This is a genomic window from Ruegeria sp. BF6 (genome assembly GCF_056538665.1).
On record NZ_JBQFTN010000001.1, the window covers coordinates 629,156 to 645,340 of the forward strand.

12 protein-coding genes and 3 tRNA genes are annotated in these 16,185 nt (G+C 57.5%); 10 read left to right on the forward strand and 5 right to left on the reverse strand.

Annotated features, from left to right (window positions below):
• Positions 1-26 precede the first annotated feature (26 nt).
• Together ACR0IM_RS03200 and ACR0IM_RS03205 are read left to right on the forward strand one after the other, a co-directional pair.
• Positions 27-1,526, forward strand: coding sequence for a CoA-acylating methylmalonate-semialdehyde dehydrogenase (locus tag ACR0IM_RS03200; RefSeq protein ID WP_480590780.1), 1,500 nt, complete (start codon positions 27-29; stop codon positions 1,524-1,526).
• A gap of 195 nt (positions 1,527-1,721) precedes the next feature.
• Positions 1,722-2,306 carry a L,D-transpeptidase gene (locus tag ACR0IM_RS03205; RefSeq protein ID WP_480591087.1) on the forward strand — a complete coding sequence of 195 codons (585 nt, stop codon included), beginning with the start codon at positions 1,722-1,724 and terminating at the stop codon, positions 2,304-2,306.
• Positions 2,307-2,357: 51 nt separating this feature from the next.
• Here ACR0IM_RS03205 and ACR0IM_RS03210 read toward each other — a convergent pair whose 3' ends face one another.
• Entirely contained in the window at positions 2,358-2,834 is a 477-nt protein-coding gene (locus ACR0IM_RS03210) for a fasciclin domain-containing protein (protein ID WP_480640470.1), read from the reverse strand.
• A 60-nt stretch (positions 2,835-2,894) separates the two neighbouring features.
• Positions 2,895-3,746, reverse strand: a complete 852-nt coding sequence (locus ACR0IM_RS03215; protein ID WP_480680795.1) for a class I SAM-dependent methyltransferase — start codon at positions 3,744-3,746, stop codon at positions 2,895-2,897.
• Positions 3,747-3,878: 132 nt separating this feature from the next.
• Between ACR0IM_RS03215 and ACR0IM_RS03220 the strand changes: the two genes are divergently transcribed.
• From ACR0IM_RS03220 to ACR0IM_RS03240, 5 genes are all read left to right on the forward strand, one after another.
• Positions 3,879-4,994: a carboxylate-amine ligase gene (locus ACR0IM_RS03220; protein ID WP_480590774.1), complete on the forward strand. Its 1,116-nt coding sequence runs from the start codon at positions 3,879-3,881 to the stop codon at positions 4,992-4,994.
• Positions 4,995-5,099: 105 nt separating this feature from the next.
• On the forward strand, positions 5,100-6,242 hold the full coding sequence (locus tag ACR0IM_RS03225; protein ID WP_480680796.1) for an acyl-CoA dehydrogenase family protein: 1,143 nt from the start codon (positions 5,100-5,102) through the stop codon (positions 6,240-6,242).
• Positions 6,243-6,249: 7 nt separating this feature from the next.
• Positions 6,250-7,290, forward strand: coding sequence for an enoyl-CoA hydratase/isomerase family protein (locus ACR0IM_RS03230; protein ID WP_480680798.1), 1,041 nt, complete (start codon positions 6,250-6,252; stop codon positions 7,288-7,290).
• A gap of 3 nt (positions 7,291-7,293) precedes the next feature.
• Positions 7,294-8,166 carry a 3-hydroxyisobutyrate dehydrogenase gene (mmsB, locus tag ACR0IM_RS03235; protein WP_480680799.1) on the forward strand — a complete coding sequence of 291 codons (873 nt, stop codon included), beginning with the start codon at positions 7,294-7,296 and terminating at the stop codon, positions 8,164-8,166.
• Positions 8,167-8,265: 99 nt separating this feature from the next.
• Positions 8,266-8,595, forward strand: a complete 330-nt coding sequence (locus ACR0IM_RS03240; protein WP_480680800.1) for a hypothetical protein — start codon at positions 8,266-8,268, stop codon at positions 8,593-8,595.
• Positions 8,596-8,605: 10 nt separating this feature from the next.
• On the opposite strand, the gene uvrA is transcribed toward ACR0IM_RS03240, so the two are convergent.
• The 3 genes from uvrA to ACR0IM_RS03255 form a co-directional block, all read right to left on the reverse strand.
• Positions 8,606-11,464, reverse strand: coding sequence for an excinuclease ABC subunit UvrA (gene uvrA, locus ACR0IM_RS03245; protein ID WP_480680801.1), 2,859 nt, complete (start codon positions 11,462-11,464; stop codon positions 8,606-8,608).
• A 175-nt stretch (positions 11,465-11,639) separates the two neighbouring features.
• Positions 11,640-11,716, reverse strand: a tRNA-Asp gene (locus tag ACR0IM_RS03250).
• Between the two features lie 44 nt (positions 11,717-11,760).
• A tRNA-Asp gene (locus ACR0IM_RS03255) sits at positions 11,761-11,837 on the reverse strand.
• A gap of 905 nt (positions 11,838-12,742) precedes the next feature.
• Between ACR0IM_RS03255 and ACR0IM_RS03260 the strand changes: the two genes are divergently transcribed.
• From ACR0IM_RS03260 to ACR0IM_RS03270, 3 genes are all read left to right on the forward strand, one after another.
• Positions 12,743-14,257, forward strand: coding sequence for a M10 family metallopeptidase C-terminal domain-containing protein (locus ACR0IM_RS03260; RefSeq protein WP_480680802.1), 1,515 nt, complete (start codon positions 12,743-12,745; stop codon positions 14,255-14,257).
• 124 nt (positions 14,258-14,381) lie between these two features.
• Positions 14,382-14,456 (forward strand) — tRNA-Val (locus ACR0IM_RS03265).
• 128 nt (positions 14,457-14,584) lie between these two features.
• Positions 14,585-16,171, forward strand: coding sequence for an APC family permease (locus ACR0IM_RS03270; RefSeq protein ID WP_480680803.1), 1,587 nt, complete (start codon positions 14,585-14,587; stop codon positions 16,169-16,171).
• Positions 16,172-16,185 lie beyond the last annotated feature (14 nt).

The following is a 16,185-nucleotide window of genomic DNA, read 5'->3' on the forward strand; positions in this document are numbered from 1 at the left end:
GCTCAAGTCTATCGGAGGAGCAATCGATGCAAGATCTGACCCACTTTCTGAATGGCGAGATGACCGCCGGAACCTCAGGTCGTTTCGACGACATTTTCAACCCGGCAACCGGCGAGGTTCAGTACCGCTGTCCGATGGCCAGTGTTGCAGAGACCACCGCCGCTATCGAGGCCGCCGCCGCCGCACAGCCTCAATGGGGCGCAACCAATCCGCAGAAGCGTGCGCGCGTGATGATGGCCATGGTTGGCTTGATGAACCGCGACATGGACAAGCTGGCTGAGGCGCTGAGCCGCGAGCACGGTAAAACTATCCCCGACGCCAAAGGCGATCTGCAGCGCGGTCTGGAAGTGATCGAATACTGCATAGGTGCACCCCAGATGCTGAAGGGTGAATTCACCGACAGCGCAGGCCCCGGCATCGACATGTATTCGATGCGTCAGCCTCTGGGTGTGGTCGGCTCGATCATGCCGTTCAACTTCCCGGCGATGATGCCACTGTGGCACGTCGGTCCGGCTCTGGCCTGCGGCAACGCCGTGGTTCTGAAACCGTCCGAGCGTGACCCCTCTGTTCCGCTGATGCTGGCCGAACTGTTCGTTGAAGCCGGTCTGCCCAAGGGCGTCTTCCAGGTTGTGAACGGCGACAAAGAGGCCGTGGACACCATCCTCGACAGCGAGATCATCCAGGGCGTCAGCTTTGTGGGTTCGACCCCAATCGCGCAGTACATCTACAGCCGCGCAACCGCCAATGGCAAACGCGCTCAGTGCTTCGGTGGTGCCAAAAACCACATGATCGTCATGCCCGACGCGGATTTGGATCAGGCGGCTGACGCTCTGGTCGGAGCAGGTTTTGGCGCGGCGGGTGAACGCTGCATGGCCGTTTCGGTCGCTGTGCCGGTTGGTGAAGAGACCGCTGACGCGCTGATCGACAAGCTAATCCCGCGCATCGAGAAACTGAAGGTTGGCCCCTACACCGCAGGTGACGACGTGGACATGGGTCCGGTTGTGACCGCCGCCGCGAAAGAGCGTATCCTCGGCCTGATCAACTCGGGTGTCGAGCAAGGCGCGAAGCTGGTTGTCGACAATCGCGACTTCAGCCTGCAGGGGTATGAGGACGGCTTCTTTGTCGGTCCGCACCTGTTCGACAACGTCACGCCCGACATGGACATCTACAAGCAGGAAATCTTCGGTCCGGTTCTGTCGACTGTCCGCGCTGGTTCGTACGAAGAGGCGATTGGCCTAGCCATGGATCATGAATATGGCAACGGCACCGCGATCTTTACCCGCGACGGTGACACCGCGCGCGACTTTGCCAGCCGGATCAACATCGGCATGGTCGGTATCAACGTTCCAATCCCGGTTCCGCTGGCCTACCACACCTTTGGCGGCTGGAAGAAATCGATGTTCGGCGACCTGAACCAGCACGGTCCGGACAGCTTCAAGTTCTACACCCGCACCAAAACCGTCACCGCACGCTGGCCCTCGGGCATCAAGGAGGGTGGCGAGTTCAACTTTAAGGCAATGGACTGATCCACTGCTGAACCGCGAAAACCCGAACCCGGCCTTTTACAGGTCGGGTTTTTTCGGCGAAGCACCGCCAAAACTCTCGATTTCACGATAAATTCAGAGCAAGCGCCCTAGAAAACGGGGGCAAGGGTCAATACTTTACGGCAAATTATTGCTCGAGCAGTTCCTGAACCGGAGGCCAATTTGTCAAATACCCGCATGAACCGCCGCACCGCATTGTTGGGCGCAGCGTCGCTTCTGGCGACGCCAGCTATCGTGCGTGCGCAAAGCAGCGACGCTTTCCCAACCGATGAAGATGCCATCAGCACGCAACTTCCGGTGCGACGCAACGTGTCTTCATTTTCTCAACAGAACTGGCAGGATCATTTCGACGAACTGGGAGTTGGCTGTCTGCTGGCCGATATCACCAGCCGCGCAGTGCACTATTGGGGCCCGGACGGGGCATATAAACTGTACCCGAGTTCAGTTCCGATGAGCGAGGAACTGACCAAGCGCGGGTACACCAAGATCGTGCGCAAAACTGAATTCCCAAGCTGGACTCCTACCGCATCTATGCGGGAGCGTGATCCTTCTTTGCCTGTTCGAATGGAAGGCGGCGATCCTGGCAACCCACTGGGCACCCGTGCCATGTATCTGGACTGGCCGGCTTATCTGGTGCACGGCACCCATGATACGCGCAAAATCGGTCGTCAAAGTTCGTCCGGCTGTATTGGTCTCTACAATCAGCATGTCGAGGAACTGTATCCTCTGGTCCAGATCGGAACTCAGGTCAGACTGGTTTGACGCACAAAGCCCCGGCCGTCAGACCGGGGCTTTTTTCTATTCTGGACGGTGTTATTCCGGCAGGATTACTGCGTCGATTACGTGAATCACACCGTTGCTGGCTTCGATATCGGCCTGCACCACTTCGGCGTCATTGACCTTAACACCGTTCCTTGCATTCACGCTCAGACGATCCCCCTGTACGGTCAGAACCTTGGCACGCTTTCCTGCGATGTCACCCGACATCACCTTGGCCGGCACCACGTGATAGGTCAGGATTTCGACCAGCTGATCCTTGTTTTCCGGCAGCAACAGCGTTTCCACCGTACCTTCGGGCAACGCGGCAAAGGCTTCGTCGGTCGGCGCAAATACGGTGAATGGACCATCGCCTTTCAGCGTGTCGACCAGACCCGCGGCCTGTACAGCTGCAACCAGCGTGTTGAACGATCCGGCCGAAACGGCGGTGTCCACGATATCAGCGGCCTGCGCTTTTACAGGCAGGGCAAGTGCAAGTGCGGCGGCGGCGCCCATGAATGTGCGGCGAAACATGGCTGTTCTCTCCTCTCCAGCTTGTTATGGAAAGGGGTACGGAGCCTCAGCCTGCCCGGATCACTTTTCCTTGATTTGCACCCAGATACTTTGCGCCCGTCCTTCTTTCAGAAATGGCAACGCCTCAACCGCATCAGGGCGGTCCCTTTGCAAGTAGTACCCGGGCCAAAGCATTGAAAACGCGCCGGATTGCAGCAAGGCGTGAAGCACGTACTGCTCACCCCAACCCGGGCAGTCGTAGAAGAAACGCTTAGGGTATTCATAGGGCAGAAAAACATCGTGGACATGGATCACCACGCCCGGTTTCAGCGACGGAATGATCCGGCAGAACAAATGCGCTACGTCGTTGCTCATCCGAACCACATGACTGGAATCGATGAACAGAACATCGCCCGCCTCAAGCTGATCGAACAGCGCCGGATCAACTTCCTCAAGCCGTTTCTGTTCGAAGTGGTCCACAACATGCGCGATTTCTGCCCGCGGGTATGGATCAATTGCGGTGATCCGCGTGTCCAGCCCACCGTCAATGATTGCCTGACGGGTTACGCGGGTCGAGTTGCCACAGCCGACCTCGATCACCTGCTTAGGCGCAAACCGTCGGATCATCAGGTACAGCGCGTCGGCATCAGGGCTGTCGTAGTAGCCGTTTCCGATCCGATAACCGGTCTGATTGCGTGCCGGGTCCTTCAGGGCGTTCAGCGCATCGGCATGTTGGCTGTATTCAGCAACCAGTTGGCCGATATCGAACCCTTCCATTCCCGGCGACAAAGCATAGGCCGGGCGGGTCAATCCCCCTGCCCGTTCGAACGCCTCAAGCCGGGCGCGCTCGTCGTTTTCAGCGGCCTTGTCGATCAGCTTCACGCCCAGTTCATCCAGGGCTTCGTTGATCTTGGGGAATTTTCTGGGTTTCACGGGCGGCTCCACTTTCGACTCGCTTGTTCATTACCGCCGCTTGACGGGCCTCTGCAAGAAGGGCTGCGTCAAACGCTTGGCAAAACAGGAATTTCCGTATTCACTGGTCGGAATAGTTAAACGAGGGCCGCCATGCAGCAAGAATACACGCTGGGCATCGAAGAGGAATATTTGCTGGTCGATCGCGACAGCCTTGAACTCGCCGAAGCCCCCGCCGCCTTGATGGAGGCCTGCCAGTCGGATTTCGAAGGACAGGTCAGCCCCGAATTTCTGCAATGCCAGATCGAGGTCGGCACCCGGCCCCACACAACGGTCAAGTCCGCCCGAGAGGATTTGAAACGCCTGCGCTCCTGTGTGGCCGAACGCGCCGCTGAATATAACCTCGCCCCAATTGCGGTGTCCTGCCACCCGTTCGCCGATTGGAAGAAACAGCACCACACCCGCAAGGATCGCTATGACGCGCTGCAGCACGCCTTGGGCGGCGTCGCGCGGCGCATGCTGATCTGCGGCATGCATGTTCACGTCGGGGTCGAGGACCCGGCCCTGCGCGCCGACCTGATGCCACAGCTTTCGTATTTCCTGCCGCACCTGCTGGCGCTTTCGACATCCTCGCCCTATTGGAACGGAGAGGATACGGGCCTGTCTTCCTATCGCCTGACCGTCTTTGACAATCTGCCACGCACCGGGCTACCTCCGGTTCTGGCCAGTTGGTCGGATTACGAACGCACCACAGGCATTCTGGTCGAACTGGGGGTGATCGAGGACACGACGAAGATTTGGTGGGACCTGCGCCCCTCACACCGGTTTCCGACGCTGGAAACCCGGATCATGGATGTGCAGCCGAGGCTGGAACACACGCTGTCGCTAGCCGCTCTGGTACAGGCCCTGACCCGCATGTTGTGTCGTCTGAAAGACCGGAACCTTCGCTGGCGGCATTACGACCAGTTTCTGATTGGCGAAAACCGCTGGCGCGCGCAGCGTTACGGTGTCGGCGAAGGGTTGATCGATTTTGGGGATCGTTCAATCAAACCGATGCCCGAGCTGATGGGCGAACTGATGGGCCTGCTGGCCGAAGATGCCGAGGCACTAGGCACCATGACAGAATTGGCCCGCCTGCAGCAGATCGCGCAAACGGGTACCTCTGCTACGCGACAACGCCGCGTCTATGCCGAGGCCGTGGCAAAGGGTGACGACCCCGGCAAGGCTGTTGTCCGACATCTGATCGAAGAATACCACCTAGACCTTTGATACCCCGGAATGCCTCATACCGGTGATTGCTGACCGTGCAAAATTTCTGTAAGAATTCAGAAATAAACACTCGTTCAATTCATTCGGCAACGTGGGAGGCAAGCCTTGGATTTTGCACTGACAGAAGAGCAGACCGCGATCTTCGATATGGCCTATGATTTCGGGCAGGACAACATCGCACCCAACGCCCGTCAGTGGGAGGCCGACGGGACCATCCCCAAGGAACTCTGGCCTCAGATCGGCGAGTTGGGGTTCGGCGGGCTCTATGTTTCGGAAGACAGCGGCGGGTCTGGCCTGACCCGTCTGGATGCAACGCTGGTGTTCGAGGCCCTTTCGATGGCCTGCCCCTCGGTCGCGGCGTTCCTGTCGATCCACAACATGTGCGCCAAGATGTTGGACAATTTCGCCAGCGACGATCTGAAATCCCGCATCATGCCCGACGTGCTGAGCCTGAATACCGTCCTCAGTTACTGCCTGACCGAACCCGGATCAGGCTCGGACGCCGCCGCGCTGAAAACGCGCGCAGACCGCACCAATGAAGGCTACACGCTGAACGGCACCAAGGCCTTTATCTCGGGCGGCGGCTATTCCGACGCCTATGTTTGCATGGTACGCACCGGGCAGGATGGCCCCAAGGGCATCTCGACTGTTTATGTCGAGGACGGCACACCCGGCCTCAGTTTTGGGGCACTTGAACAGAAGATGGGTTGGAAAAGCCAACCGACGGCGCAGGTACAATTTGATGATTGTCACGTCCCGTCGGGCAATCTTGTGGGCACCGAAGGGGATGGCTTTAAATATGCGATGATGGGGCTGGATGGCGGGCGATTGAATATTGCCTCCTGCTCGTTGGGGGCCGCGCAGGCCGGGCTGAACATGACCTTGCAATACATGTCGGAACGCAAGGCTTTTGGCCAATCCATCGACCAGTTCCAGGCGCTGCAGTTTCGGCTGGCCGATATGGAGATCGAATTGCAGGCCGCACGAACCTTCCTGCGGCAGGCCGCGTGGAAGCTGGATCAGGGCGCGCCGGATGCGACCAAGTTCTGCGCCATGGCCAAGAAATTCGTGACCGAGACCGGGTCAAAGGTTGTGGACCAGTGCCTGCAATTGCATGGTGGCTACGGTTATCTGGCGGATTATGGGATCGAGAAACTGGTCCGCGATCTCCGCGTGCATCAGATTCTGGAAGGCACGAATGAAATCATGCGGGTCATTGTCGCCCGACAAATGCTTGCCGAACGCTGAGGGGCCCATGCCTGACGTCGACATCCGTATAACTGGCCGCGCCGGGCGTATCACCCTGACACGCCCCAAAGCGTTAAACGCGCTGACCTATGACATGTGCATGGCGATCGACACGGCGCTGCGCAACTGGCGCGAAGACGACGCCGTGGATCTGGTGATTCTGGATGCCGAAGGCGAAAAGGCCTTTTGTGCTGGCGGGGACATTGCCGACCTTTATGCAACCGGTATCAAGGGCGACTATGCCTATGGTCGCACCTTCTGGCAGGACGAATACCGTCTGAACGCGCTGATCTTTGAATACCCCAAACCGGTCGTCAGTTTCCTGCACGGGTTCACCATGGGCGGCGGTGTTGGCATCGGTTGCCACGGCAGCCATCGCATTGTTGGTGAAAGCTCTCGGATTGCGCTGCCGGAGTGTTCCATAGGGTTGGTGCCGGATGTCGGCAGCACCCTGATGTTAGCGCTGGCCCCCGGTCGGCTGGGCGAGTATCTGGGTATTACCGGCCACCGCATGGGACCCGGTGATGCGATCTTTGCCGGTTTTGCCGATCACTACATACCGCTCGCCGAGTGGTCCGATCTGATCGAGATGCTTGAGGCGTCGGGTGACACTGAAATGCTGCAGAAGCATTCAGCGGTGCCACCTGAAAGCGAACTTGGGCGTCAGCAGGCCGAGATTGACTCGTGTTTTGCCGGAGAGAGCCTTGGGGACATCCTGAACACCCTGACCAATTCCAAACACGATATGGCGGCAGATGCGCGCAAACTCATGGACCGCAATTCACCGCTTTCGATGGCGTGTACGGTTGAGATGCTGCATCGCTTACGCACCCCCAGCCTGACCCAGCGCAAAGCGCTGGAGTTGGAATATCGCTATACCTTCCGCGCGATGGAACACGGGGATTTTCTGGAAGGCATTCGCGCCCAGATCATCGACAAAGACCGCACGCCGCACTGGCAGTTTGCCGATCAAACCGTGCCTGCGGTCGCGGTTTCAAAGATGCTGCAGCCTCTGGGTAAAGACATGCTGACTTTTGAGGAGACATAAGAAATGAAAATCGGGTTTATCGGGCTTGGCAACATGGGCAATCCAATGGCCGCCAACCTGGCCAAAGCTGGGCATGAGGTGACGGGCTTTGACATGGCTGATGTCGATGTTGCGGGTGTCACCATGGCCGGTTCTGGTGCAGATGCCGCCGCTGGTGCCGACATCGTTGTCACTATGCTTCCGAACGGTCAGATTCTGCGCGCGGTCGCGAATGAGATCATCCCCGCGATGCAGTCTGGATCAGTGTGGATTGACTGTTCAACCGTCGACGTCGACAGCGCCCGCGCCGTCGCGGATCAGGCGAAAGAGGCCGGTGTCCTAGCGGTCGACGCTCCGGTTTCGGGTGGAATCGGCGGCGCGGCGGCTGGCACGCTGACCTTCATGGCAGGCGGCAGCGACGACGCCTTTGCCAAGGCCGAGCCCCTGTTTGATATCATGGGCCAAAAGGCCGTGCATTGCGGCGAGTCCGGCGCCGGTCAGGCCGCGAAAATTTGCAACAACATGATCCTGGGCGTCACCATGATTGCCACCTGCGAAGCCTTTGCGCTGGCTGACAAACTTGGACTGGACAGGCAAAAGATGTTTGACGTGGTCAGCACATCTTCGGGCTATAGCTGGACGATGAACGCTTATTGCCCTGCCCCCGGCGTCGGACCGACCAGCCCGGCGGATAACGACTATCAACCCGGTTTTGCCGCCGAACTGATGCTGAAGGACCTGCGGCTCAGCCAACAGGCTGCCGAAAGCGCGGATGCCGACACGCCGATGGGACAGGTGGCAACCTCACTTTATGAGAAATTCGTCGAAGCCGAAGATGGGCTGGGAATGGACTTTTCGGCCATGCTGCCACGGTTCGAAAAACGCGGACGAGGCTAAGAGCGCGCCCCGTGGGCAGCTTCCTGCCCATGGGGTTGACCCAAAGCGCAGCGACGGCCATCTATCCTTGGCCACAGTTTTCACGCGAAAGGATGTAAGATGTCGCGCGTTTTGACCATTTCGACGGCGATCCTAGCGCTTGCGCTCAGCTCTGGCGTGGCCATGGCCGGGAATGGCAAAGGTAAGGCCGGTCACTGCCCGCCGGGTCTGGCAAAGAAAGCCGTGCCTTGCGTGCCGCCGGGACAGGTCAAAAACCTGTATCGCACGGGCGACTACATCAACAGCGACTATCGCTGGATCAATGATCCGTACCGCTATGGGCTGAATCGCGGCAGCTACATCCGCGCCGGTGACTATGTCTATCGCGTTGATCCTGACACGCGAAAGGTGCTGAACCTGATCGGAGCGGTGGCAGATATCCTCAACTGAGGATAGCCCCCTATTCCGCCGCTACCGCCCGACCATCCAACATTTGTTTCAGGTAGCGTCCGGTATGGCTGCGCTCGACCGCAGCCACGTCCTCGGGCGTTCCGGTTGCTACGATCTCACCCCCACCATCGCCACCTTCGGGGCCTATATCGATGATATGGTCGGAGGTTTTCACGACGTCCAGATTGTGTTCGATTACAATAACCGTATTTCCCTGATCGACCAATTCGTGAAGAACTTCCAATAGCTTACGCACATCTTCGAAATGCAGCCCGGTGGTCGGCTCGTCCAGAATATACAGCGTCCGCCCGGTCGAGCGTTTGGACAGTTCCTTGGACAGCTTGACTCGCTGCGCTTCACCACCGGACAGCGTGGTCGCCTGCTGGCCGACCTTGATGTAGCCAAGCCCAACCCGCGCCAAGGCATCCATCTTGTCACGGATCGATGGCACCGCCTTAAAGAACTCCTGCGCGTCTTCCACTGTCATATCAAGGACATCGGCGATGGACTTGCCCTTGAACTTGATCTCCAGCGTCTCGCGATTGTAACGCGCGCCTTTGCAGGTTTCGCAGGTCACATAGACGTCCGGCAGAAAGTGCATCTCGATCTTGATGACACCGTCACCCTGACAGGCCTCGCATCGGCCACCTTTGACGTTGAAGCTGAAGCGTCCCGGCTTGTAACCGCGCGCCTTGGCCTCGGGCAGACCGGCGAACCAGTCCCGGATCGGGGTAAAGGCCCCGGTGTAAGTCGCTGGATTCGAACGCGGAGTCCGTCCGATGGGTCGCTGGTCAATGTCGATGACCTTATCCAGATGCTCCAACCCTTTGATCGTTTCACAGGGCGCCGGGGTCTGCCGCGCTCCGTTCAGACGCATTGAGGCGGTCTTGAACAGCGTCTCAATTGTCAGCGTGGACTTACCTCCCCCGGACACACCGGTCACACAAACGAACTTGCCCAACGGGAAATCGGCGGTGACGTTTTTCAGGTTGTTCCCGGTCGCCTTGACCACCGAAACTTTCTTCTTGTTTCCCTTGCGCCGTTTCGACGGAATCGGGATCTCTCGGGTGCCGGCGAGATACTGACCGGTCATAGAGGCCGCGTCGGCCGCGATCTTATCGGGTGTGCCCTCGCTGACCACCTGTCCGCCATGCACACCTGCACCGGGGCCGATATCGAAGACGTAATCCGCTTCACGGATGGCTTCTTCGTCATGTTCCACGACAATCACGGTGTTGCCCTGATCGCGCAGATTCTTGAGCGTGCCCAGCAGCCGATCATTATCACGCTGATGCAGTCCAATCGAAGGCTCGTCCAGCACGTACAGAACCCCGGTCAGACCCGAGCCAATCTGGCTGGCCAAACGGATACGCTGGCTTTCACCTCCGGACAGGGTGCCACTTGAACGGGATAGCGTAAGGTATTCCAAACCAACGTTATTCAGGAATCCCAGCCGCTCACGAATTTCCTTCAAAATGGCACGGGCGATCTCGTTCTTCTGAATGCTCAGATGGTTCGGCGCGTCTTCGATCCAGGCCAGAGCCTCGCGGATCGACATCTGAACCACCTGCCCGACATGCAGGCCGGCGATCTTAACGGCCAGAGCTTCGGGCCGCAGGCGGTAACCATCGCAGGCCCCACATGGTCGATTGTTCTGGTACCGTTCGAATTCTTCCCGGATCCAGGCGCTGTCGGTCTCGCGATAGCGCCGCTCCATATTGGGAATCACGCCCTCAAAGCTGCGGGTGACCTGATAGACCCGCCCGCCCTCGTCGTAACGGAACTGGATCTCTTCATCACCCGACCCACGCAGGAACACTTGCTGCACCTTGGCTGGCAGATCTTTCCAGGGCGTATTCTTGTCAAACTCGTAATGGCGCGCGATGGCCTCGATGGTTTGCAGAAAATACGGAGACTTGCCTTTGCGCCACGGGGCCAAAGCCCCGTCATAGAGCTTCAGCGTCTGGTCCGGCACTACTAGCCGCTCGTCAAAGAACAGCTCGACACCCAGACCATCGCAGTCCGGACAAGCCCCGAAGGGCGCGTTGAACGAAAACAGACGGGGCTCGATCTCGGGGATGGTGAAACCACTGACCGGGCAGGCAAAATTCTCACTGAACGTGATCCGCTCCGATTTGCCCTCGCGCGGTGCGGTCTCCAGAACCGCGATGCCGTCTGCCAGATCCAGAGCCGTGCGCAGGCTGTCGGCCAGCCGCGTCTCCATTCCTTCGCGCACAACCAGACGGTCGACCACGACGTCGATATCGTGGCGGAATTTCTTGTCCAGCGTGGGTGGCTCATCAAGCTCATAGAACTCGCCATCCACTTTCACCCGCTGAAAGCCCTGTTTTCGCAGTTCGAGAAATTCTTTTTTGTATTCCCCCTTCCGGTCCCGCACGATGGGCGCCAGAAGGTAACCTCGCGTGCCCTCCTCCATCGTCATGATCCGGTCGACCATGTCCTGCACTTGCTGCGCCTCAATCGGCTGACCAGTGGCAGGGCTGTAGGGTGTCCCTACGCGGGCAAACAAAAGGCGCAGATAGTCATAGATCTCGGTGACCGTACCGACCGTTGAGCGCGGGTTCTTCGACGTGGTTTTCTGTTCGATCGAGATCGCCGGGGACAGGCCGCTGATGTGATCCACATCGGGCTTTTCCATCATATCAAGGAACTGGCGCGCATAGGCCGACAGGCTTTCGACATATCGGCGCTGGCCTTCGGCATAGATCGTATCGAACGCTAACGAGGACTTGCCCGAGCCCGACAGTCCGGTGATTACCACCAGTTGATCCCGTGGGATATCGACGTCGATGCCCTTGAGGTTATGCTCGCGCGCACCGCGCACCTCGATATTCTTCAGCTCAGCCATTTTGGCCCCCAAAACACAAGTGTCCTAGAAATAGGCGAGCGGCACTGAGTCTCCAACAAAAAAGTTAGAACAAAATGTGAACGACCAGAAAACTGCCGACATCTCCTGACATCGTAACCCAGATCCAATACGCGCCCCTTGCAAGGGGTGAGATTTATAGGCATCAGGAGGAAAATGGCGCGGTTGACGGGGCTCGAACCCGCGACCCCCGGCGTGACAGGCCGGTACTCTAACCAACTGAGCTACAACCGCGCATCTATTTTGTGGCCTTTACCCTGGACCAAGGATGGCAGCGATGGCGCGGTTGACGGGGCTCGAACCCGCGACCCCCGGCGTGACAGGCCGGTACTCTAACCAACTGAGCTACAACCGCCCGCTGCCCGTTCGTTGCTGAACGTTGGGGTGTATTATGGCCACGCCCCGACATCGTCAAGCGGCGTTTTGAAGTTTTTTTCCAGATCGTAAAAAATGTTCGCTTCAACAGGGACCCATCCCCTGCCAGGCTTCCCATTCATGCACTGGCCGCGTATCCGGATTTGCCCTGTCTGGCAGAGGGAATCACGTCCTCAAAACACCCTGACAAAACTTTACGGATTCGCCGCTGACCGATTCCGCAAAAGACACGCATAAGATGTAGGTTTTCGTAAAATTTGTACATAAAGATTAATAGAACCATTCCCGGTCGCAACGTCATCCCGAGCACCCAACCCGGTCGTCATTTTTAGGCCACATTGCGTGTGCAAGAGGCGACATAAAGTACCAAAACTTAATAAGTTTTGACTATCGGCTTGCACCCGCAAGTTTCGAAGTTGAATGGTTGAGCAGAAAAGAAATGCTCGTAATTCGGGATCGGTAGTACGCCTAACGCAATAAGAATTGAAACCACTCACCTGGTTAGTAGTTGCGTATAAGAAGAGAGAGAAATTATCGGAAATGCCACTGGTTAGAACAACTCACCCAGGCCCAAACCCAACAGGAAACCCCTATGTGGATGGTTTGATTTGGGGAACTTCTTGGGATTTAAGATACGGCCCTTGGTTCGAATATAGTTTCGACGACGGTACACTAGGGGAAGCGCCGGTAACTGGGCGTATGAAAGCCGCCATCCGGTCTGCGCTCGATATCATTGAAGATTTGATACCTATAAGATTCGATGAGAGAAAATTAGATGTCGGCAGCCAATTTAGCGCCGATGTTACATACGCGATGGTCACGCAAGAAACACTTGGCGGCCCAGGGTATGTTGGCGCTCATCAGGTACCTGGCGATAAACCTTTATTGCAAGACTACGGATACAATTCACTGTTTGGCTTGTTTGCCTACGACTCGGTTATTTACAGCGACCAAGGGCTGCAAGAGGGCGGCGCGGGTTTCTCAACAATCCTGCATGAAATTCTGCACGGACTTGGCTTGGCCCACCCGCACGACGGCGGCGGCACTTCGACGATCTTCGATGGCGTATCCGAACCGTTCGGCGATTTCGGAACGGATGGTCAAAACCAGGGCGTCTATACGATCATGTCCTACAATTCAGGACGTGCATCTAAGGTCCCTGTGACAAGCTACACCTATGGTGACTCGGCAACCCCGATGGCGTTGGACATTGCGGCTCTCCAAGCCATTTACGGGACGGCTGAAAATGCAACTGGTAACGACATCTACCAAATCAAGGGCGTAAACGGCGCGGGGACGTTTTGGAAGGCCATTTGGGACACCGGTGGGAACGATGCGATCTCTGCCGTTGGCGTGTGGCGCGACGTGTATATCAACCTCAACGACGCCGATCTTGAGGGCCACAATGCAGGTGGAGAGATCTCGTCCGCCTCTGGCATTGCAGGCGGGTTCACCATCGCCAACACAGTTGTTATCGAAAACGCGTTTGGCGGGTATGGCAATGACTGGTTGGTTGGCAACGAACACAACAACTACCTGAACGGTGCCTATGGCAACGACACCCTTGCCGGGGGTGCTGGTAACGACAGGATTTTCGGCGGCGACGGCAATGACTGGATTACCGGCGGCAAAGGCAACGACACCCTGTCGGGTGACAATGGCAACGACACCTTTGTGAATAAAGACGGGGACGGCGACGACACGATCAACGGCGGTCAGGGCGATAACTGGTTGCGATATACAGGCACCAATGGTGTAACTGTGAACCTGTCCAACACCGGCGCGCAGAATACCGGCTATGGCACCGACACCATCCAGAACATCGGGCATGTTATAGGTACGGCGCAGGACGACGTCATCACCGGGGACGAACTGATCAACTATCTGGTGGGCAATGCTGGCAACGACCTTCTGGACGGCGGCATTAAAGACGACGTCCTGAGAGGCGGTGCCGGCAACGATACCGTGCTCGGCAGCCGAGGCTGGGATACGCTTTACGGCGGCAAAGGCACAGACACTCTGGTCGGCGGTGTCGGGCGGGACGACATGACCGGTGGCGCCGGCAATGACACTTTCGTCTTCAACTCGATCGACGAAGGCTCCGCCATTCGTCAGACCGCCGATCTGATCCGCGACTTTACGCGCGGACAGGACAAGATCGACCTGAGCACTATTGATGCCAGTACGGTTCTGGCCGGCAACGACAGTTTTGTCTTCAACGGGGAAACCCCGGCAACGAATTCCGATCAGGGCGAGGTTTATTTCGTACACAGTGACTACGAAGGCACCCTGTATGACAGAACCTTCGTCTATGTGGACACTGACGGTGACGAAGAACCCGAAATGATGATCAAACTTGTCGGTTTGCACGATCTGACCGCAAACGACTTCATCCTTTAAGGTCCTGCTTTCTTAGCAACAGGCAGCGGGAATCTGCTGCCTGTTTTTTTGTGCTTGCATTACAAAAATTGCGCGTCGGGCGCTCTTGCAAGCCGCCAGAACTCTCTGTATCACGCGTCCTCACGGGTGATTAGCTCAGTGGTAGAGCGCTTCGTTCACATCGAAGATGTCAGGAGTTCAAATCTCTTATCACCCACCATTCCCCTTTTTGGCTGCCTGCATTGGTTTTGCCCTTCCCTGACAAGTGCTTGCCAGAAATCGCCACAACTGCGTATCCTGTTTTGAACGGCCGCATCTTTATGCGGCGATGATGGATGGGGCACGGTCGTGGCCAGACTGAAACGGGATATCGGGCTGCTCGGCCTGACCTTCATCTCGGTCGGTGGCATCATTGGGTCCGGCTGGTTGTTTGGCCCCCTACTCGCGGTGCAACATGCCGGTCCGGCTGCCGTAATCTCGTGGGTCATCGGCGCCGCGGCCATGTTCGTTTTGGCGATCACATTTGCCGAGATCTCAGCCATGCTGCCAATCCCCGGAGGCATTGCGCGGGTGCCGCAGTTTTCGCATGGCAATATCGTCTCGATGGCGATGGGTTGGACGGCCTGGATTGGCTACAACACAACCGCCCCGATCGAGGTTGAGGCCATGCTGAAATACCTCGCCCCCTATGCTCCGTGGTTACACACGACCGAAACCGGAGACCTGACCGGAGCGGGCATCACCGTCGCCCTGTTCTTCATGTTGCTTTTCGTCGCGGTCAACGCGTTGGGCGTCAAGTTCTTTACTCAGGTAAACGCAACCCTGACATGGGCAAAAATTGCGATCCCGGTCATTTTGTCCGCCCTGCTAATCTACAACCGCTTCGACGCGCAGAATTTCACGCAGCCAGACGGATTCGCGCCCTACGGTTTGCAAGGCATCATGGCTGCGGTCTCGACAGGTGGGGTCATTTTCTCCTTTATCGGGTTTCGCCATGTGGTCGATATGGCCGGTGAGGTTCGAAACCCCAAATTCGCCATCCCCACAGCGCTGGTCCTGTCCATTGTGCTGTGCGCGGCCATTTACCTGGGCCTGCAAGTCGCCTTTGTCGGGGCACTGGATTCCAACATGCTTAAAAACGGTTGGGCCAACCTGAGTTTCGGCGGCCAAGGCCCGCTGGACGGCGTCATAATCTCGGTCGGTTTTGTTTGGTTCCTGAGCGTTCTGAACATCGGGTCAGTGATCGGGCCATTCGGAAACGGGTTGGTTGCAACGGGATCGAACGCCCGGATCGCCATGGCCCTCTCGAAAAACGGATTTCTGCCGAAACGGCTGATGGTTCTTTCCTCATTCGGTGTTCCGTTATGGGCGCTGGCGCTGAACTTCCTGATCGGAGTGCTGTTTTTGTTGACTGTGCCGTTCACCACCGTCATCGCGCTCAACGGTGCCGCAATCGTGCTGTCCTTTGCGGTTGGCCCGATTGCGGTCGTTTGCCTGCGCCATCTGATGCCGGATCACCCCCGGTCCATCCGCATCCCGGCGGTAAAACTGGTCGCGGTGTCAGCCTTCGCCATCGCAACCCTTGTCGTTTACTGGAGTGGCTGGGACACGGTCTGGCGACTGGGCATCGCGCTGGCCATCGGAATGATCCTGCTGTTGGTACGGTTTCACAACCGGCTGGACGAGATGGACGTGACCGAAGCACTGTGGCTGTTGCCGTACCTTATTGGAATCGGGTTGATTTCCTATCTCGGTCAATTCGGGGACGGCGCGCTGAAACAAATTCCGTTCGGATGGGACATTGCGCTATGCGTGTTGTTTTCCGCAGTGATTTTTGGCTTGGCGGTGCGCTCTGCCTTGCCTGCGGAAAAATTTCGGGAATACATCGCCGAGGAAGGGATTCTGGACCCGAAAAAACCCATCATCGGGTTGTAAAAAAGGCGGGGTCT